At 65.5% G+C, this 18128-nt stretch carries 18 protein-coding genes; 14 read left to right on the forward strand and 4 right to left on the reverse strand.

The window, feature by feature from the left end; all coding sequences use genetic code 11:
- Positions 1-76: 76 nt before the first annotated feature.
- A complete protein-coding gene (locus MF609_RS16965) occupies positions 77-1297 on the reverse strand; it encodes an NADP-dependent isocitrate dehydrogenase (protein WP_242417329.1) in 1221 nt (406 codons plus the stop codon).
- A gap of 120 nt (positions 1298-1417) precedes the next feature.
- Here MF609_RS16965 and MF609_RS16970 point away from each other — a divergent pair, with 120 nt between their 5' ends.
- Positions 1418-2149, forward strand: a complete 732-nt coding sequence (locus MF609_RS16970) for a phosphatidylserine decarboxylase (RefSeq protein WP_242417330.1) — start codon at positions 1418-1420, stop codon at positions 2147-2149.
- Between the two features lies 1 nt (position 2150).
- On the forward strand, positions 2151-2918 hold the full coding sequence (locus MF609_RS16975; protein ID WP_242417331.1) for a CDP-alcohol phosphatidyltransferase family protein: 768 nt from the start codon (positions 2151-2153) through the stop codon (positions 2916-2918).
- On the opposite strand, the gene MF609_RS16980 is transcribed toward MF609_RS16975, so the two are convergent.
- Positions 2881-3105, reverse strand: a complete 225-nt coding sequence (locus MF609_RS16980) for a hypothetical protein (protein WP_242417332.1) — start codon at positions 3103-3105, stop codon at positions 2881-2883. The genes MF609_RS16975 and MF609_RS16980 overlap by 38 nt on opposite strands.
- A gap of 253 nt (positions 3106-3358) precedes the next feature.
- Here MF609_RS16980 and rpsB point away from each other — a divergent pair, with 253 nt between their 5' ends.
- From rpsB to rpmE, 12 genes are all read left to right on the forward strand, one after another.
- Positions 3359-4138: a 30S ribosomal protein S2 gene (gene rpsB, locus MF609_RS16985; RefSeq protein WP_055792604.1), complete on the forward strand. Its 780-nt coding sequence runs from the start codon at positions 3359-3361 to the stop codon at positions 4136-4138.
- A 90-nt stretch (positions 4139-4228) separates the two neighbouring features.
- Complete coding sequence (tsf, locus tag MF609_RS16990) at positions 4229-5158, forward strand: translation elongation factor Ts (RefSeq protein WP_242417333.1); 930 nt, start codon at positions 4229-4231, stop codon at positions 5156-5158.
- A 173-nt stretch (positions 5159-5331) separates the two neighbouring features.
- Positions 5332-6054, forward strand: a complete 723-nt coding sequence (gene pyrH, locus MF609_RS16995) for a UMP kinase (protein WP_055761362.1) — start codon at positions 5332-5334, stop codon at positions 6052-6054.
- Between the two features lie 18 nt (positions 6055-6072).
- Positions 6073-6630: a ribosome recycling factor gene (gene frr / locus MF609_RS17000; protein ID WP_242417334.1), complete on the forward strand. Its 558-nt coding sequence runs from the start codon at positions 6073-6075 to the stop codon at positions 6628-6630.
- 53 nt (positions 6631-6683) lie between these two features.
- Entirely contained in the window at positions 6684-7391 is a 708-nt protein-coding gene (locus MF609_RS17005; RefSeq protein ID WP_277991317.1) for an isoprenyl transferase, read from the forward strand.
- Positions 7388-8191 carry a phosphatidate cytidylyltransferase gene (locus MF609_RS17010; RefSeq protein WP_336944993.1) on the forward strand — a complete coding sequence of 268 codons (804 nt, stop codon included), beginning with the start codon at positions 7388-7390 and terminating at the stop codon, positions 8189-8191. The genes MF609_RS17005 and MF609_RS17010 overlap by 4 nt, the downstream gene beginning before the upstream one ends.
- Entirely contained in the window at positions 8188-9345 is a 1158-nt protein-coding gene (locus MF609_RS17015; protein ID WP_242417335.1) for a 1-deoxy-D-xylulose-5-phosphate reductoisomerase, read from the forward strand. Before MF609_RS17010 ends, MF609_RS17015 begins: the two co-directional genes overlap by 4 nt.
- Entirely contained in the window at positions 9342-10475 is a 1134-nt protein-coding gene (gene rseP, locus MF609_RS17020; RefSeq protein WP_242417336.1) for an RIP metalloprotease RseP, read from the forward strand. The genes MF609_RS17015 and rseP overlap by 4 nt, the downstream gene beginning before the upstream one ends.
- A 62-nt stretch (positions 10476-10537) precedes the next feature.
- A complete protein-coding gene (gene bamA / locus MF609_RS17025) occupies positions 10538-13297 on the forward strand; it encodes an outer membrane protein assembly factor BamA (protein WP_242417337.1) in 2760 nt (919 codons plus the stop codon).
- On the forward strand, positions 13297-13905 hold the full coding sequence (locus tag MF609_RS17030) for an OmpH/Skp family outer membrane protein (RefSeq protein WP_242417338.1): 609 nt from the start codon (positions 13297-13299) through the stop codon (positions 13903-13905). Before bamA ends, MF609_RS17030 begins: the two co-directional genes overlap by 1 nt.
- Before the next feature lie 2 nt (positions 13906-13907).
- Complete coding sequence (gene fabZ, locus MF609_RS17035) at positions 13908-14378, forward strand: 3-hydroxyacyl-ACP dehydratase FabZ (protein ID WP_066689860.1); 471 nt, start codon at positions 13908-13910, stop codon at positions 14376-14378.
- A gap of 97 nt (positions 14379-14475) precedes the next feature.
- Entirely contained in the window at positions 14476-14706 is a 231-nt protein-coding gene (rpmE, locus tag MF609_RS17040) for a 50S ribosomal protein L31 (protein WP_055792580.1), read from the forward strand.
- Positions 14707-15026: 320 nt separating this feature from the next.
- Here rpmE and MF609_RS17045 read toward each other — a convergent pair whose 3' ends face one another.
- Positions 15027-17336, reverse strand: a complete 2310-nt coding sequence (locus MF609_RS17045) for a beta-glucosidase family protein (protein WP_242417339.1) — start codon at positions 17334-17336, stop codon at positions 15027-15029.
- A gap of 181 nt (positions 17337-17517) precedes the next feature.
- Entirely contained in the window at positions 17518-18099 is a 582-nt protein-coding gene (locus MF609_RS17050) for a YkgJ family cysteine cluster protein (protein WP_242417340.1), read from the reverse strand.
- Positions 18100-18128 lie beyond the last annotated feature (29 nt).

The following is an 18128-nucleotide window of genomic DNA, read 5'->3' on the forward strand; positions in this document are numbered from 1 at the left end:
AGCAACCGCTAACGTACAAACGGCGCCCATCCGTTCGGATGGACGCCGCTTGGCACCGTCGATGTGAACGAGGTGCTTAGCCCTGCGCGCCCATCGCGGCTTCGAGGTTGACGCGAACCTGTTCGAAGAACTGCTCGGTGGTCATCCACGGCTGATGCGGGCCGATCAGGATCGCGAGATCCTTGGTCATGTGGCCGGCTTCGACGGTTTCGATGCAGACGCGCTCCAGCGTTTCGGCGAACTTCGTCACGTCGGGCGTCCCGTCGAACTTGCCGCGATACTTCAGGCCGCCGGTCCATGCGAAGATCGACGCGATCGGGTTGGTCGACGTCGCCTTGCCCTGCTGGTGCTGGCGATAGTGGCGCGTGACGGTGCCGTGCGCCGCTTCCGCCTCGATCGTCTTGCCGTCCGGCGACATCAGGACCGAGGTCATGAGGCCGAGCGAACCGAACCCTTGAGCGACCTGGTCCGACTGCACGTCGCCGTCATAGTTCTTGCAGGCCCAGACGAATTCGCCGTGCCACTTCAGCGCCGATGCGACCATGTCGTCGATCAGGCGGTGCTGATATTCGATGCCGGCGGCCTGGAACTGGTCCTTGAATTCGGTCGCGAAGACCTCTTCGAAGATGTCCTTGAAGCGGCCGTCATAGGCCTTGAGGATCGTGTTCTTGGTCGACAGGTACACCGGCCAGCCGCGGCCGAGGCCATAGTTCATCGACGCGCGGGCGAAATCGCGGATCGATTCGTCGAGATTGTACATGCCCATGGCGACGCCGGCGGCGGGGAAGTCGAACACTTCCTCCTCGATGACCTGGCCGTCGGCGCCTTCCCACTTCATGGTCAGCTTGCCGGCACCGGGCACCTTGAAATCGGTCGCCTTATACTGGTCGCCGAACGCATGGCGGCCGACGACGATCGGCTTGGTCCAGCCCGGGATCAGGCGCGGCACGTTCGAGATGACGATCGGTTCACGGAAGACGACGCCGCCGAGGATGTTGCGGATGGTGCCGTTGGGCGACCGCCACATCTTCTTCAGGCCGAATTCCTCGACGCGCGCTTCGTCAGGGGTGATGGTGGCGCACTTCACGCCCACGCCGTACTTCTGGATCGCCTTGGCGCTGTCGACGGTGATCTTGTCGTCGGTCTCGTCGCGCTTTTCGATGCCGAGGTCGTAATATTCGAGGTCGATATCGAGATAGGGGAGGATCAGCCGTTCGCGGATCCAAGCCCAGATGATGCGGGTCATTTCGTCGCCGTCGATCTCCACGACCGGGGTTTTGACCTTGATCTTCGCCATGCGCCTGCTCTCGATATAGTTGCGGTTGCGCGGGCCTTACGGGGTCGTTCGCGCGGGATCAACCGCGCTGGCGGTGCAGGGCGGTTGTCAGCACGGCCCGCCTTGGGTACACCACGGCTCATGGCATCGCTCGACAAGCCCGCGGTCGGCACCACGACCGTCAAGTGGCGCTGGCCCTCCGTTCATCCCGAAGGGCGCAAATACGTCCTCATCGCCGCCGTTATCACCGCCTTCTTCGCCTTCATGGCGTGGGAGACGCTGGCATGGCCGATGGGGCTGGTGACGCTGTGGGTGGCGTCCTTCTTCCGCGATCCGGTCCGTACCACGCCGCAGGGCGACGGGCTGATCGTGTCGCCGGCCGACGGGCTGGTCACGATGATCCAGCGGGTCGAACTGCCGGCGGAGCTGCGCGGGGCCAACGGCCTGGGCGACCAGCCGCTGGTGCGGGTGTCGATCTTCATGTCGGTGTTCGACGTCCATATCAACCGGACGCCGATCGCTGGCACCATCCGGCAGGTGGTCTATATCTCGGGCAAGTTCCTGAACGCCGATCTCGACAAGGCGAGCGACGAGAATGAGCGCCAGCATAGCGTGGTCGAGGGGCTGGATGGACAGCGTGTCGGCTTCACCCAGATCGCGGGCCTGCTCGCGCGGCGGATCGTCGGCTTCGTGAAGGCGGGGGATTTCGTCGCCGCCGGACAGCGGATCGGCCTGATCCGCTTCGGCAGCCGGGTCGATGTGTTCCTGCCCGAAGGAATCGAGCCGCAGGTCGCGCTCGGCCAGCGGGCGATCGCCGGTGAAACGGTGCTGGGTCGTCCGGGCCTCGCCGCCCCGACCGGCGTGGCGCAATAGGATGCGCCGTCCGCTTCCCGTCCGGGGCATCCCGCTGCGCGCCGTCGCGCCCAATGCCGTCACGGCACTCGCTCTGTGTTCCGGTCTGACCGGTATCCGCTTCGCCATCGGGGGGGAGTGGGAACGCGCCGTGCTGATGGTGCTGCTGGCTGGCGTTCTCGACGGGCTGGACGGGCGTGTCGCTCGTCTGGTGCGCGGTGAGAGCAAGTTCGGTGCCGAGCTGGATTCGCTGTCCGACGCGATTTCGTTCGGCGTTTCACCTTCGCTCATCATGTATCTGTGGGCGCTGCTCGCCGAACCGCGCGTCGGATGGATCGTCTCGCTGGTCTATGCCGTATTCACCGCGCTGCGTCTCGCCCGCTTCAATGCGCGGATCGATGCCGAGGACCAGCCACACAAGTCGGCGGGTTTCCTGACCGGTATTCCGGCACCGGCCGGTGCCGGACTGGCGATGCTGCCACTCTATGCGTGGATCTGGTCGGGTGAAGACGTGTTCCGCTCGCCTTGGCTCGTCGCCCCATGGGTCGCGTTCGTCGCGTTCCTGATGGTGTCGAGCCTTGCGACCTATAGCTGGTCGTCGCTCAAGCTCCGCCGCAATATTCGCTTCGAAGCGATCGTCGGCGTCGTGATCGTCGCCGCAGCGCTGGTATCCGCCCCGTGGCAGACGCTGACGGCGGTCTGCGTCGCCTATCTGGCGACGCTACCGTTCAGCATTCGCAGCTTTGCGCGGATCAAGCGGCAGCGCGAAGCGGCTGCGCAGCGACCGTAACGGCGCGCTGACGGATCACGCCGCGCCGCGAGGTGAGGTGAACCGGAGGAAGCGGGTCGATCGTCCATTCCGGACCCCCGCGCAACAGCCGCAGGATGCGGTCCTTGGCGGGCAGGATCGTCAGGACGATCGAGCCGACAGCGACGATGAAACCAACAGCGAACAACGCGGAAACCAACAGGGCCATCTCGAAACTCCCCGATCATGCGACCATGAAATCGCAAGCCTGCTCAACCAGTTGGCCGAGTTCTTGTTCCATGGTCCGTGTCTGAGCCTGTTATGTTCTCATATCGTTCCACCGTCAAGCCTTGATTGGCGGTACGACTTGCGCTAATGGCCGCCGCCTCAACCCCACATGGGAAGCGCTCATACCGGTGCCCGGGCCTTCGGCCTGACAAGGGTTCCAGCTTCCCAGAGGATCAACCGGAAGGAATTATCCTATGGCGGCACCCGTCGTCACCATGCAGGCGCTGCTCGAATCGGGCGCGCACTTCGGCCACCAGACCCACCGCTGGAACCCGAAGATGAAGCCGTACATCTTTGGCGATCGCAACGGCGTCCACATCCTCGACCTGTCGCAGACCGTGCCGCTGTTCGCGCGCGCGCTGGAATTCGTATCGTCGACCGTCGCGTCGGGCGGCAAGGTCCTGTTCGTCGGCACCAAGCGCCAGGCGCAGGAGCCGATCGCCGAAGCCGCTCGGAAGTCGGGCCAGCACTTCGTCAACCATCGCTGGCTGGGCGGGATGCTCACCAACTGGAAGACGATCAGCAACTCGATCAAGCGCTTGAAGGCCCTTGAAGAGCAGCTGTCGGGCGACACGCACGGCCTGACCAAGAAGGAAGTGCTCAACCTGACCCGCGAGAAGGACAAGCTGGAGCTGTCGCTTGGCGGTATCCGCGATCTGGGCGGCATTCCCGACATCATGTTCGTGATCGACGCGAACAAGGAAGAGCTGGCGATCAAGGAAGCCAACACGCTGGGTATCCCGGTCGTCGCGATTCTCGATTCGAACGTGTCGCCGGACGGCATCGCCTTCCCGGTGCCGGCGAACGACGACGCCAGCCGTGCGATCCGCCTGTACTGCGAAGCCATCGCGATCGCCGCGACCCGTGGCGGTCAGCAGGCGATGGCGCATTCGGGCCGCGACCTGGGCGCGATGGACGAGCCGCCGGCAGAGGAAGCGCTGACCGCCGAGCCGGAAGCTGCTGTCGAAGCGTAAGCTGTCACGGAACTGACGTGCGGGCGGGGCAGGGCGGAACACGCGCTGCCTCGCCCGCAAGCATATCGAACACCAATCAGGAGCCTGATCATGGCAGAAGTTACCGCCGCCGCCGTCAAGGAACTGCGTGAGCGCTCGGGCGCCGGCATGATGGACTGCAAGAAGGCGCTGTCCGAGAACAACGGCGACATGGAAGCCGCCGTCGACTGGCTGCGCACCAAGGGCCTCGCCGCCGTCGCCAAGAAGTCGAGCCGCACCGCGGCCGAAGGTCTGGTCGGCGTTGCCGTCGCCGGCACCAAGGGCGTCGCGATCGAAGTCAACAGCCAGACCGACTTCGTCGCCAAGAACGACCAGTTCCAGAGCTTCGTCCGCGATGTCGTCGCGATCGCACTGGAAAAGGGTGACGACGTCGAGGCGCTGAAGGCGCAGGCGATGCCGAACGGTGGCACCGTCGAGGACGCGCTGGTCGCCAACATCTCGACCATCGGCGAAAACCAGGTGCTGCGTCGCGCCAAGTCGGTCGAAGTCGCCAAGGGCGCGGTGATCCCGTATGTTCACAACTCGGCCGGTCCGGGTCTCGGCAAGATCGGCGTGCTGGTCGCGCTGGAATCGGACGCCGGTGTCGACGTGCTGGAGCCGCTGGGCAAGCAGATCGCGATGCACATCGCCGCTGCCTTCCCGCTGGCGCTGGACGAGAGCGGTCTCGACCAGGACGTCCTGGAGCGTGAGCGCCAGATCGCGACCGAAAAGGCCGCCGATTCGGGCAAGCCGGCCGACATCATCGCCAAGATGGTCGAAGGTTCGGTGAAGAAGTTCGCCAAGGAAAACGCCCTGCTGAGCCAGCCGATCGTGATGGACGGCAAGACCCCGGTCGCCGACGTCGTTGCGAAGGCGGCCAAGGATGCCGGCACGACCATCGTGCTGAAGGACTATGTCCGCTTCCAGCTCGGCGAAGGCATCGAGAAGGAAGAGAGCGACTTCGCCGCCGAAGTCGCCGCCACGGCCGGCCTGACCAAGTAAGGTCTTACCACCGTTAAGGCATTGGCAGGGGCCGCAAGTGCGACATGCGCTTGCGGCCCTTGTTATGTCCGGCGTCATGTCCGGCGCGACCGGCCGGGCAATGCCCGCTTGGCTTTGCAGGCGGTCGCGGCTAGGGTCCGGCGCGCTTCCGATAGACCAACTTTGCAGGTTCCATGACCCGTCCTCGCTTCAACCGTATCCTTCTGAAACTGTCCGGCGAAGTGCTGATGGGCTCCGGCCAGTTCGGTATCGATCCCGCGATGTGCGACCGCGTCGCGCGCGAGATCAAGGCCGCGCGGGGTGAGGGGCACGAGGTGTGCGTCGTGGTCGGCGGCGGCAACATCTTCCGCGGTGTCGCGGGTGCCGCGCAGGGCTTCGAACGGGCGAGTGCCGACTACATGGGCATGCTCGCGACCGTGATGAACGCGCTCGCCATGCAGAATGCGCTGGAGCAGATCGGCGTCGAGACGCGGGTGCAGTCGGCGATCCCGATGGCATCGGTGTGCGAACCCTATATCCGCCGTCGCGCCGTGCGCCATATGGAGAAGGGCCGTGTCGTGATCTTTGCCGCCGGCACCGGCAGCCCGTTCTTCACCACCGACACGACCGCCGCGCTGCGCGCCGCCGAAATGGGCTGCGAGGCGCTGTTCAAGGGCACCAGCGTCGATGGCGTCTACGACGCCGACCCCAAGAAGGTGCCGACCGCGACACGCTACGACACGCTCGGCTTCGGCCGCGTGCTGGCCGACGACCTGAAGGTCATGGACGCGTCGGCCGTGGCGCTGTGCCGCGACAACAATATCCCGATCGTCGTCTTCAACATCCGTGACGAAGGCAACCTTGCCGCCGTGCTGGCGGGCGAGGGTGTCTCGACGATCGTCCAGAACAACGCTTGATTCAGAAGGAAGTCCGTTATGGCCGCATATAACAAGGCCGATCTCGAGCGCCGGATGGCCGGTGCCGTGGAATCGCTGAAGGGCGACCTGAGTGGCCTGCGCACCGGTCGCGCATCGGTGTCGCTGCTCGATCCGGTCACGGTGGAGGTGTATGGCGCACATATGCCGCTGAACCAGGTTGCGACCGTCTCGGCGCCCGAGCCGCGCATGTTGTCGGTGCAGGTGTGGGACAAGTCGAATGTCGGTCCGGCCGACAAGGCGATCCGTTCGGCGGGCCTGGGCCTCAACCCGATCGTCGATGGCCAGACGCTGCGCCTGCCGATCCCGGACCTGACCGAGGAGCGCCGCAAGGAACTGGCGAAGCTGGCCGGTAAGTATGCGGAATCGGCGCGGATCGCGGTGCGCAACGTCCGGCGCGACGGCATGGAAAGCCTGAAGACCGACGAGAAGAAGGGCGTCTATTCGGAGGACGAGCGCAAGAAGCTCGAGACCGAAGTGCAGAAGATGACCGACGCGACGATCGCCGACATCGATTCCGCGGCGGATGCCAAGGAAAAGGAAATCCTCGGCAAGTGACGTCGTTCGCTGCGCGCGCTCCGGAATCGGCGGCCGATGCCGCCGAGCCGGGCCTGCTCTCCTCTGCCGCCATTCCCCGTCATGTGGCGATCATCATGGACGGCAACGGCCGCTGGGCGAAGGCCCGGCGCCTGCCGCGCGTGGCCGGCCACCGGCAGGGCGTGGAAGCGGTACGGCGCATCACGCGGGCAGCGCGCGAACAGGGGATCGAGGCGCTGACGCTCTACGCCTTCTCGTCCGAGAACTGGCGTCGACCGGAAGAGGAAATCGGCGACCTGATGGGGTTGCTGCGCCATTTCCTGAAGAACGAGATCAAGGAACTGACGCGCGAGGGCGTGCGGCTGCGCATCCTTGGCAATTATCGTGCGCTCAAGGCCGATCTGGTCGAGTTGATCGACGATGCGGTGGCGCGGACGGCGACCAACACTGGGCCGATCCTGGCGATCGCGCTCAATTACGGCGCGCAGGCGGAACTGGTTGCGGCGGCGCGCCGGCTGGCGGAGAAGGTCGCTGCGGGCATGCCGGTGTCGGCGATCGACGAGGCGGCGATCGACCGCGAACTCGATACCGACGGGCTGCCGCCGCTCGACCTGATGATCCGCACCTCGGGCGAACAGCGCCTGTCGAACTTCCTGTTGTGGCAGGCGGCCTATGCCGAGCTGTTGTTCGTCGACACGCTGTGGCCCGATTTCGACGGTGACGCACTTGCGCAGGCGATCGCCGCCTATGGTCAGCGGCAGCGCCGGTTCGGGGGCCTGTGACGCCCGATCCCGCCGCCGATCCGGTAGCGCGGCGCAAGTCGGACCTCGCCACGCGGACACTGGCCAGCGTCGGGATGATCGCGGTCGCGGCGACGGCATTGTGGCTGGGCGGCTTCGTCTTCTGGTTGCTGGTCGCCATCGGCACGCTGTTCATGATGGCCGAATGGGCCGACCTGCACAAAGTATCGCGCGAGCATAAGCGGCTGGCGCAATTCGCGTTGACCGTGCCGCTCGCCATCCTGTCGCCGCTGGCGGCGGGAGCGAGCTTTCTGGCGCTGGGGTTGATTGTCGGTGCGGCGTTCTTCGTCGTCATCACCACGCGACTGCCGGGCCTCGCGCGTGGGATCGTCTATTGCGGCGCGCCGGCGCTGGCGGTGGTGTTCCTGCGCGGGCAGGGCGACGGGCTGTTGCTCGCCTTTTGGGCCATGGCGCTGGTGTGGGCGTGCGATATCGGCGCCTATTTCGCCGGGCGGTCGATCGGCGGCCCGAAGCTGGCGCCGACCATCAGTCCGAACAAGACCTGGGCGGGGTTGATCGGCGGCGTCATTGCCGCGTCGGTACTGGCGGGTGTGTTGCAATATGCCGGCCTGCCGCTGCATTTGGTGCTGGCCACGCCGCTGCTGGCCGTACTGGCGCAGATGGGCGACCTGTATGAGAGCCAGTTGAAGCGCAAGGCCGGGGTCAAGGATTCGGGCAACGTCCTGCCCGGCCATGGCGGGGTGATGGATCGTTTGGACGGACTGGTTCCCGTCGCGCCCGCTGCGGCGCTGATGGTATTGGCGGGGCTGTATTTGGCATGAAGCGGATTACTATTCTGGGCGCGACCGGGTCGGTCGGGTCGTCGACGCTCGACCTGATCGAACGGACGCCGGATGCCTTCACCGTCGAGGCGCTGACCGCGCATCGTGACGTCGGCAAGCTGGCCGCGGCGGCGCGGCGGGTGGGCGCAAAGCTGGCGGTGGTAGGCGATGAAGTCTGCCTGCCGGCGTTGCGCGACGCGTTGGCCGGCAGCGGGGTCGAGGTAGCAGGCGGCGCGCAGGCGGTGATCGACGCGGCTGCACGGCCGGTCGACTGGACCATGGCGGCGATCGTCGGCACCGCGGGGCTGAAGCCGGTGATGGCGGCGCTGGCGCGCGGCGGCGCGGTGGCGCTGGCCAACAAGGAAGCGCTGGTCTCGGCGGGTGAAGTCATGATGGCGGCGGCGACCCGCGCCGGCACGACGCTGCTGCCGGTCGACAGCGAACACAACGCCGTCTTCCAGTGTCTGGACGATTGCCCGCCCGAGCGCATCCGCCGGATCATCCTGACCGCCAGCGGCGGGCCGTTCCGCGAACGGTCGCTGGAGGAGATGCGCGACATCACTCCCGAGCAGGCGGTGGCGCATCCCAACTGGTCGATGGGAGCCAAGATCTCGGTCGATTCGGCGACGATGATGAACAAGGGCCTCGAACTGATCGAAGCCTATCATCTGTTCCCGGTGACGCCCGAGCAGCTCGACGTGCTGGTCCATCGCCAGTCGGTCATCCATTCGATGGTCGAATATGTCGACGGATCGACCCTGGCCCAGCTGGGGTCGCCGGACATGCGCGTACCGATCGCGCACGCGCTGGCGTGGCCCGACCGGATGGAGACGCCGTGCGAACGGCTCGACCTGGCACGCATCGGCCGGCTGGATTTCGAAGCGCCGGACATGGTGCGTTTCCCGGCGCTCGCATTGGCCCGCGCGGCGCTTTCCGAAGGAGGCGGCCGGCCGGCGATCCTGAACGCAGCGAACGAGGTGGCGGTCGCTGCCTTCCTCGACCGGCGGATCGGCTTCCTCGAAATTGCCGCAATCGTCGCGGATGTTCTCGACCGCTTCGATCCGCCGAAGCCCGAGACGATCGATGCCGTGCTGGCAATCGATGGTGAGGCAAGGGCATTGGCGGGCGAGCGTGTGAAGGACAGCGTCGCTTGATCGAATCCCCCGGACTGCCGATGACGATTGTTGCGTTCCTGCTGGTGCTGGGACCGTTGGTGTTCCTGCACGAGCTGGGCCATTATGCCGCCGGACGCTGGTTCGGGGTGAAGGTCGATGCGTTCTCGGTCGGGTTCGGGCGGGAGGTCGCGGGTTTCACCGACCGGCATGGCACCCGGTGGAAGTTCGGGTGGCTGCCACTGGGCGGCTATGTCCGCTTTGCCGGCGACATGAACCCGGCGTCGCAGCCGGACGCGGAATGGTTGCAGCTGCCGGCGCACGAACGCGCCCGCACGTTCCAGGCGAAGCCGGTATGGCAGCGTGCGATCATCGTTGCCGCGGGGCCGGCGGTGAACCTGCTGCTGGCTGTGTTGATCCTGGGAGGCTTTGCCGCTGCCTATGGCGTGGACCGTACCCCGGCGACGGTGGGCGGTGTCGTGCAGGGCAGTGCGGCCGACAGCGCCGGGTTGCAGCCGGGCGACCGCATCGCTTCGCTCGACCGGCGGTCGATCGAGACCTTTTCCGATCTGTCGTTCTATACCGCGATGCATCCGGGTGAGCGGGTGACGGTCGAGTATCTGCGCGACGGTGCGATACGATCGACCAACGCCGTGATCGGGTCGGTGGTTCAGCGCGATCGGTTTGGCAACGAGGCGAAGATCGGCCGGTTCGGTATCGAACGCGGCGCTCCGGTCTATGCGCCACTACCGATCTGGGAAGCGCCGGTCGAAGGCACGCGGATGGTCGGCGCGATCCTGCGCGGGACGGTCGATGGCCTGTGGCAGATCATCACCGGACGGCGATCGGTCGATGAAATGGGCGGGCCGCTGCGCATTGCCAAGACGTCGGGCGAACAGCTGTCGCTTGGGTGGCCGGCACTGGTGACCTTCGTCGCGTTCGTCTCCATTAATTTGGGGTTCATCAACTTGTTGCCAGTTCCGATGCTGGATGGCGGCCACCTGTTCTTCTACGCCATCGAAGCGGTGAAGCGCGGGCCGGTCAGCCCGCAGACGATGGAGTGGGCGTTCCGCGGCGGATTGGCGCTGTTGCTTGCATTGATGATATTCGTCACGGTGAACGACCTGGGGGCGTTCGGCGTGTGGCGCGGACTGGCCGGCTTGATCGGCTGACGCGGTTAGGGCAGGGCGCAATCGTCCTGTATTAGAAAGTTCCTCCGGTTGGGGTGGGTTTGGTGACGGCAAGCAAGTTTTCGATCTACGGCGCGCACGGCGTTGCGCTGCTCGCGAGCACGATGCTCTCGGGCACGGCGGCTACGGCACAGACGCGCCCCGCCGCTGCTGCCCCGGCAGTCCAGCCGCCCGCCGCGCAGGTGCCGGCGGCACCGGTCGTGCCGACCCGCACCATCCGCTCGCTTCGCGTCGAGGGGGCACAGCGTATCGAACCCGATACGGTGCTGTCCTACACCAAGCTGCGTGTCGGCATTCCCTACACTGCCGAAACGCTCGATCAGGCGATCAAGGACCTGTACGCGTCCGATCTGCTCGCCAATGTAGAGATCGAGGGCGCCGAGACCAGCGATATCATCGTCCGGGTGCGCGAGAACCCGATCATCAACCGCGTGGTGCTGGAAGGCAACAAGCGGCTGAAGGACGACAAGATCACCAAGGAGATCAAGCTCGCGCCGCGGCAGATCTTCACCCGTACCGCCGTTCGCGCCGACGTCGCGCGCATCGTCGAACTGTATCGCCGCCAGGGCCGGTTCGCGGCGAATGTAGAACCGAAGATGGTCATGCTCGACCAGAACCGCGTCGACGTGATCTTCGAAATCCAGGAAGGGCCGAAGTCCAAGGTTCGCCAGATCAACATCCTCGGCAACGAGGTGTTCAGCGACAGCGAACTGCGCGGCGAGATGGCGACGAAGGAATCGCGGCCGTGGCGGATCTTCAGCTCCAATACGAGCTATGACCAGGATCGCCTGGCCTATGACCAGCAGAAGCTGCGCCAGTTCTACCTGACCAACGGCTATGCCGATTTCCGCGTGATCTCGGCGGTGGCCGAACTGACGCCGGACAAGGAAGACTTCATCATCACCTATGTGGTGGAGGAAGGCGAGCGCTACAAATTCGGCGACGTGGCGGTCGAATCGGCCATTCGCGACTTCGACAACGCATCGCTGACCAAGACGCTGCCGATGAAGAAGGGCGACTGGTACAATGCCAAGCAGGTCGAGGACACCGTCGACCAGCTGAGCGAATATGCCGGCCTGTTCGGCTATGCCTTTACCGACGTCCGCCCGGAATTCGTGCCCGATCGTGAAAACCACACGATGGCGATCACGTTCTTCCTGAACGAAGCCAACCGGACCTATGTCGAAAAGATCGACATCACCGGCAATACCCAGACGCAGGACCGCGTGATCCGCCGCGAATTCCGCGTGGCCGAAGGCGACGCGTTCAACGCCTTCCTCATCAAGCGGTCGCAGGATCGCATCAACTCGCTCGGCTATTTCCAGGAAAAGTTCGAGATCGAGCGCAAGGAAGGTTCCTCGCCCGACCGCATCGTCCTGGCCGCGAACGTCGAGGAGAAGTCGACCGGCGAACTGACGCTGTCGGCCGGTTTCTCCAGCCTCGAACGCTTCATCATCCAGGCGTCGATCCGTCAGCGGAACTTCCGTGGCAAGGGGCAGGACCTGCAGGCGTCGGTGAACTATTCAACCTACCAGAAGTCGGTCGAACTGGGCTTCACCGAACCCTATCTGTTCGACAAGAACGTGGCCTTGGGCGGTACGATCTTCCGCCGCGACTTCAATTCGTTCAACTTCCTCGGCACCGGTCGCAACTCGCTCTATTCGCAGATTTCGACCGGTGGTCAGATTGTGGCGAGCGTGCCGCTGACCGAATTCTGGACGCTGTCGGGCCGCTATCAGCTGAGCCAGGACAATGTCGGGCTGGATGAGGCGACCTATTTCACCGACGGCGTCTGCGACCCGCTGAAGGCCGGCCGCTATCTGTGCGATTCGATCGGCAACCGCCTGTCGAGCATCGTCGGTGCGAACCTGATCTTCGACAATCTCAACAACCGCCTGCGTCCGTCGCGCGGCCAGCGGCTGGTCACCGGCGTCGATTTCGCCGGGTTGGGCGGCGACGTGCGCTATGCCCGCGTGCGCGGCGACTTCGACAAATACTGGAACCTTGGTGGCTTCGTGCTGTCGGCCGGGATCGAGGGCGGCTATATCCACGCGCTGCAGAAGAGCCCAGGGCAGGGGATCGACCCGGTCCGCATCGTCGACCGCTTCTATCTGGGCGAGCCGCAGTTCCGCGGTTTCGACATTCGCGGTGTCGGCCCGCGCATCCAGCGGCAGCGGTACAGCGGTTCGGTCGCCGGCGGCGATCAGGCGCTGATCACCGCGCGCGATCAGGTGCTGAACGACCCGCTGGGCGGCAAGGCGTACTATCTGGGCAAGCTCGAACTCGAGCCGCCGCTGGGATCGGGCATCGCCGAATTGGGCCTGCGCCCGTCGATCTTTATCCAAGCCGGTGCGCTGTTCGGCGTCACCCGCCCGCTGCCGACGGTGCAGTTCCAGCAGGCGCGCAACAGCGACGGTACGTTGCAGTTCAACAAGGACGGGTCGCCGTCGTTGCTGCCCTTTACCCAGCTGACCAAGATCAACGGTCAGCAGGTGTACAACAACCAGTTCACCGACGCTTCGGGTGCGCCGGCGTTCCGCCAGACGACTTGCGCGGTGGGCTATTCGGCGTCGATCGGCGGCACCTGCGCCGGTGGCGAAACCAACACCATCGCTACGTCGACGACCGATCCGTTCCTCGAACAGTTCCTGGGTGATTCGGCCAAGCCGCGCCTGTCGATCGGTATCGGGGTCAATTGGAATTCGCCGTTCGGGCCGCTGCGCATCGACCTTGCCAAGGCGTTGCTGAGCCAGCCGGGCGACGACAAGAAACTCATCACTTTCAACGTAGGAACTCAATTCTGATGCGTAGCTTCACCAAGGCGGCTGTCGCCGCATTCGTCTTCGCGCTCCCGACCGCTCCGGCGTTCGCGCAGGCGCTGCCCGACGCGAAGATCGCGGTCGTCGATTCCGAGCGCATCTTCCGCGATTGCACCGCGTGCAAGGCGGCGACCGCGCAGCTCCAGACCCAGCGCACCCAGCTCCAGTCGCTTGCGACCCAGCTCGGCCAGCCGCTGCAGACCGAAGCGCAGTCGCTGCAGACCGCCGTGACGGCTGCCAAGGGCAACCCGGACGCCACGCTCCAGACCCGTATCCGCACGTTCGAGCAGAAGCAGCAGCAGGCGCAGCAGCAGATCGGTCAGCAGGAACAGCAGGTCCAGCGCAACATCGCCTATGTGCGCGAGCAGATCGGCACCAAGCTGGGTCCGATCATCACCCAGGTCGCGCAGCAGCGTGGCGCGACGCTGGCCGTCGACAAGGGCAGCAGCTTCTACAACGCGCCGGCGACCGAGATCACCGACGCGGTGCTGGCCGCGCTCAATGCGCAGCTGCCCAGCGTCAGCGTGACCGCGCCGGCACAGGCCGCCCCGGCCGCGGCACCCGCCACCGGTGCGCGTCCGGCAGGCCGCTGATCGTGGAAGGGGAAGCGACCTCGATCGGACCGCTCGACATCACGCGCGTGATGGCGGCGATCCCGCATCGCTATCCCATGTTGCTGGTCGACCGTGTCGCGGAACTGATCCCCGACCGGTCGATCACCGCGATCAAGGCGGTGACGATCAACGAAGGCTTTTTCCAAGGGCATTTCCCCGGTCGTCCGATAATGCCGGGCGTGCTGATCGTCGAGGCGCTGGCGCAGGCCGCCGGCATCCTCGCGGTCGAGAGCCTCGGTCTCGCCGGGTCGGGCAAGCTGGTCTATTTCATGTCGATCGACGGCGTGAAGTTCCGCAAGCCGGTCGAACCGGGCGTCCTGCTGACGCTGGAAGCCGAATTCGTGCAGAAGCGCGCTCGGGTCTGCAAATTTGCGGGCAAGGCGCGGATCGACGGTGAACTGGCGGCGGAATGCGAATTCACCGCCATGATCGCCGACCCGCCCAAGGCGTAAGCCGACAGCGATCATTGCTATTATGGGCGCGTCCGTGTACGGGCGCGCCTTCCCATTTCCAAGGCTGGTCGGAACCAGCCGCCTGCGGAGACGACCGATGAAGAAAGACACCCACCCCGACTACCACACCATCAAGGTCCAGATGACCGATGGCACGGTGTTCGAGACTCGTTCGACCTGGGGCAAGGAAGGCGATCTGATGACGCTGGACATCGATCCGCTGGCGCACCCGGCATGGACCGGCGGCCGTGGCCAGATGCTGGACTCGGGTGGCCAGGTCGCACGCTTCAACAAGCGTTTCGGCGGTCTCACGCTCGGCAAGAAGTAACGCGCGCGCGGATGATTGCCGCTGCGATGTACTTGAAAAGGGCCGCGGTAGCGTTTGCTACCGCGGCCCTTTTTTGGTTGGTGAGGGGGAGGGCGGCCTGCATCGGTTCGTAGGGTGGCACCTCGCGTTGAGGCATGCCCTGCATCGTTGCCCGCCCTATACGTCATCCCAGCGCAGGCTGGGATCTCCCCGCAAGGAAGCACGCGCCTCGCCGCAGGAGGCCCCAGCCTTCGCTGGGGCGACGTATTTTTACTGTGATGTAGGGCGGATCGATAGTCGGCCCGCCCCCCCCCCGAATGGGAGGGGCGGGTGTGCGCCGCCTACCGCCCGCGATTGTCCAGCGTGGCCGCAGCAACCCGCACCGTCGCACGCTGCGCGATGTCGGTAGCGGAGTGGGCCAGCAGCAGTTGATAGTCGCCACCCGCGATGTTCCACCCGCGCGTCCTGCTGTCGAACGTCGCCAGCAGGCGCGGATCGACGGTCAGCGTGACGGTCCGGCTCTCGCCCGGGGCCAGATCGACCTTGGTGAACCCGCCGAGCCGCTTGGGTGCTTCCCAGCCATTGCCGGCGGCATAGAGCTGGGCCAGCCCCTTGCCACGCAGCTTGCCGCTATTGGTGATGGTGAAGCTAGCCTGCACCCCCTTGCCCTGCGGCGTCGCGGTCAGCCCGCCGAGCGTGAAGTTGGTGTAGGACAGGCCGTAGCCGAACGGGAACAGCGGCTTGGCACCGGTCTTGTCGAACCACTTGTAGCCGACGGCAGCCCCTTCGACGTCGTAATTGCCCATCGGGTGCGAGTCGCGGTCAAGCTTGGGATCGCCCTCGATTACCGGGCGGGGCAGTTGGGCGAGCGATGCGGGGAAGGTCGCGGGCAGATGGCCCGAGGGATTGACCTCACCGGTCAGGACGCGGGCAATGGCTTCGCCGCCCGACGTGCCGGAATACCACGCCTCCAGCACCGCACCGACCTTGTTCAGCCATGGCATCAGCACCGGGCCGCCGGTCTCCAGGACGACGACGGTACGCTTGTTGGCGCGTGCGACCGCATCGATCAGCGCGTCCTGATTGTCCGGGAGGTTCAGGTTCGGCGCATCGATCGATTCGCCAGTCCATTGTTCGCCGAACACGATCACCACATCGGCCTTGCGCGCGGCGGCGGTGGCGGCCTTCACATCTTTGCCGTCGAGATAGGTGACGGTCGCGCGGGTGCGGGCCTGCAATGCCTTCATTGGCGAGGAGGGGTGATAGAGCTTCGGACCGGGAAAGCCGCTCGGGAATTCGTCCGGCACGGCAAGGCCGTCGGCCGGGCCGCCATAAGGATAGACCTGGCTCGATCCGCCGCCCGACAGCACGCCGACATCGGCATGGGCGCCGATGACGAGGATCGACTTCGCCGTGCCCGACAGCGGCAGCAGGCCGGCGGTGTTCTTAAGCAGGACGATGCCTTCTTCCGCATCAGCGCGGGTGACCGCGGCATGGGCGGCATAGTCGATGGTCGTGGCACGATCGCCCGCCACCGGCTTGTCGAACAGCCCGTTGTCGAACATCGCCCACAGCACGCGACGGGCCATGTCGGTTGCGCGCGCTTCGGGAACATAGCCGTTGTTGACCGCTTCGCGCAGCGCATCGGCGAAATAGGGCGAGCGATCGAACGCCCAGCCCGATTGCTGGTCGAGCCCGGCATTGGCCGCCTGCGTCGTGGAGTGGGTGGCCCCCCAGTCCGACATGACGAAGCCCCTATAGCCCCAGTCCTGCTTCAGCGTCTTGTTGAGCAGCCAGTCATTCTCGCACGCATAGAAGCCGTTGACGCGGTTGTACGCGCACATGACCGACCCCGGATCGCCGATTTCAAGGGCGAATTCGAAGGCGAGCAGATCGGACTGGCGCGCGGCCTGTTCGCCGATCCTGTGGTCGATGTTGAAGCGGTTCGTCTCCTGCCCGTTGAAGGCGAAATGCTTCATCGTGGAGACGACGTTCTGCGACTGGATGCCCTTGATCTCGCGGCCGGTGATGATGCCGGCGAGCAGCGGGTCTTCGCCGCCATATTCGAAATTCCGCCCGTTACGCGGTTCGCGCATCAGGTTCATGCCGCCGGCCAGCTGGACGTTGAAACCCGACAGGAAGGCCTCGTTCCCGATCATCGCGCCACCGGCTTCGGCAAGGTCGGGGTTCCACGTCGCGGCGGTCGCGATGCCCGAGGGGAGCGAGGTGCGCAGGCGTGGGGTTGGCGTGCGCTGGCTGGCGACGCCGACGCCGGCATCGGTCTGCCACTGGCTGGGAATGCCAAGGCGCGGGATGCCGGGCACGATGCCGGCCGAATCGGGCAGGCCATCCTTGGGCATCTGCCAGTTCTTGATGGGGCTGCGCTGCCATTCCGCCTTGGTCGAAAAATAGCCGAAGGCGAGCTGCAGCTTCTCGTCGAGAGTCATCGCCTTCAGCAGCAGTTCGGTGCGCGCGGCCGCGTCGAGCGACGTGTTCATCCATGGGCGCGCCGCCGGGCCATCGGTCGGAGCGGTCGCTGCCTTGGGCGCGTTGTTGGTCGTCTGGGCCAGCGCGGGCGTGGTCAGGGCGCTGCCGGCAAGCAGCGAGCTGCCAAGAAGGCGCAACAGGGCGGTGCGGGAGAAGGCGGACATCGGATGCTTTCTGATGGAGAGGAATAGACGCGGACGACCGAATAAGTGAACGTTCACAATGCCGTTCGAGCAAGCGTTTGTCGATACCGTCATGGTCGTCCTCCCCCGTTCGGCTTGTCGCCGTTCTGTCAATTGTATGCGAAGCTGATAACGTTGTCAGTATGCGTCTGCGGGTCCGCGGTCAGGTGGCGGTGGGGCGGTCTGCGTCGAACAGCGCATAGCGTTCCCGCCAAGCGGCGACCTCTGCAGCAAGATGGGTCGGGGCGGGTGTGTCGGACAGTATATGGCGCGCGACATCGGCGGCGGGGTGCATCAGCATTTTCTCCTGCCCGTCGCTGAACCACACCGGCACGAGTTGATCGCACAGTCGGTCGAGCATCGCCGCCGCCATGCCGTTGCGGAGTGCGTCGCTGCCGGGCAGCAGGCGGACGTTGATGAATACCGCCTCCAGGCAGTTTTGCGGGTGGTCCACGAAACTGAGCGAGACGAGCAGGCCCGAGCGGTCCGGCCGCGCGGCATCGGGCAGGTCGGCCCGCCGCCGCCATACGCAGAACCAGGTCCGGCAGATATGCGGCCGCACCGTATGGATGGCGCAGCCGCCGGCCGTCAGATGGGTGCAGGATATGCCCGCCGGCTTGGCGAAATCGGGTGAGTTGACCGTCAAATGCGTGCAGCAGGCAGTACAGTCGCCACAGTCCCGCGCCGGAAGGACGGGGCCGAGCAGGATCGTTTCGACGTCGGCATTGCGCGGCAGATCGGTCATGCCTGCGGCTATACCGCCGCCCGGGACTA

It is taken from the genome of Sphingomonas panni (assembly GCF_022664435.1).
GTDB lineage: Bacteria > Pseudomonadota > Alphaproteobacteria > Sphingomonadales > Sphingomonadaceae > Sphingomonas > Sphingomonas panni.

Bases quoted from the DNA above. Each gene is read 5' to 3' on its own strand.
- MF609_RS16965 (WP_242417329.1), bottom strand. From the start codon at position 1,297: ATGGCGAAGATCAAGGTCAAAACCCCGGTCGTGGAGATCGACGGCGAC.
- MF609_RS16970 (WP_242417330.1), top strand. From the start codon at position 1,418: ATGGCATCGCTCGACAAGCCCGCGGTCGGCACCACGACCGTCAAGTGG.
- MF609_RS16975 (WP_242417331.1), top strand. From the start codon at position 2,151: ATGCGCCGTCCGCTTCCCGTCCGGGGCATCCCGCTGCGCGCCGTCGCG.
- MF609_RS16980 (WP_242417332.1), bottom strand. From the start codon at position 3,105: ATGGCCCTGTTGGTTTCCGCGTTGTTCGCTGTTGGTTTCATCGTCGCT.
- rpsB (WP_055792604.1), top strand. From the start codon at position 3,359: ATGGCGGCACCCGTCGTCACCATGCAGGCGCTGCTCGAATCGGGCGCG.
- tsf (WP_242417333.1), top strand. From the start codon at position 4,229: ATGGCAGAAGTTACCGCCGCCGCCGTCAAGGAACTGCGTGAGCGCTCG.
- pyrH (WP_055761362.1), top strand. From the start codon at position 5,332: ATGACCCGTCCTCGCTTCAACCGTATCCTTCTGAAACTGTCCGGCGAA.
- frr (WP_242417334.1), top strand. From the start codon at position 6,073: ATGGCCGCATATAACAAGGCCGATCTCGAGCGCCGGATGGCCGGTGCC.
- MF609_RS17015 (WP_242417335.1), top strand. From the start codon at position 8,188: ATGAAGCGGATTACTATTCTGGGCGCGACCGGGTCGGTCGGGTCGTCG.
- MF609_RS17030 (WP_242417338.1), top strand. From the start codon at position 13,297: ATGCGTAGCTTCACCAAGGCGGCTGTCGCCGCATTCGTCTTCGCGCTC.
- rpmE (WP_055792580.1), top strand. From the start codon at position 14,476: ATGAAGAAAGACACCCACCCCGACTACCACACCATCAAGGTCCAGATG.
- MF609_RS17045 (WP_242417339.1), bottom strand. From the start codon at position 17,336: ATGTCCGCCTTCTCCCGCACCGCCCTGTTGCGCCTTCTTGGCAGCTCG.
- MF609_RS17050 (WP_242417340.1), bottom strand. From the start codon at position 18,099: ATGACCGATCTGCCGCGCAATGCCGACGTCGAAACGATCCTGCTCGGC.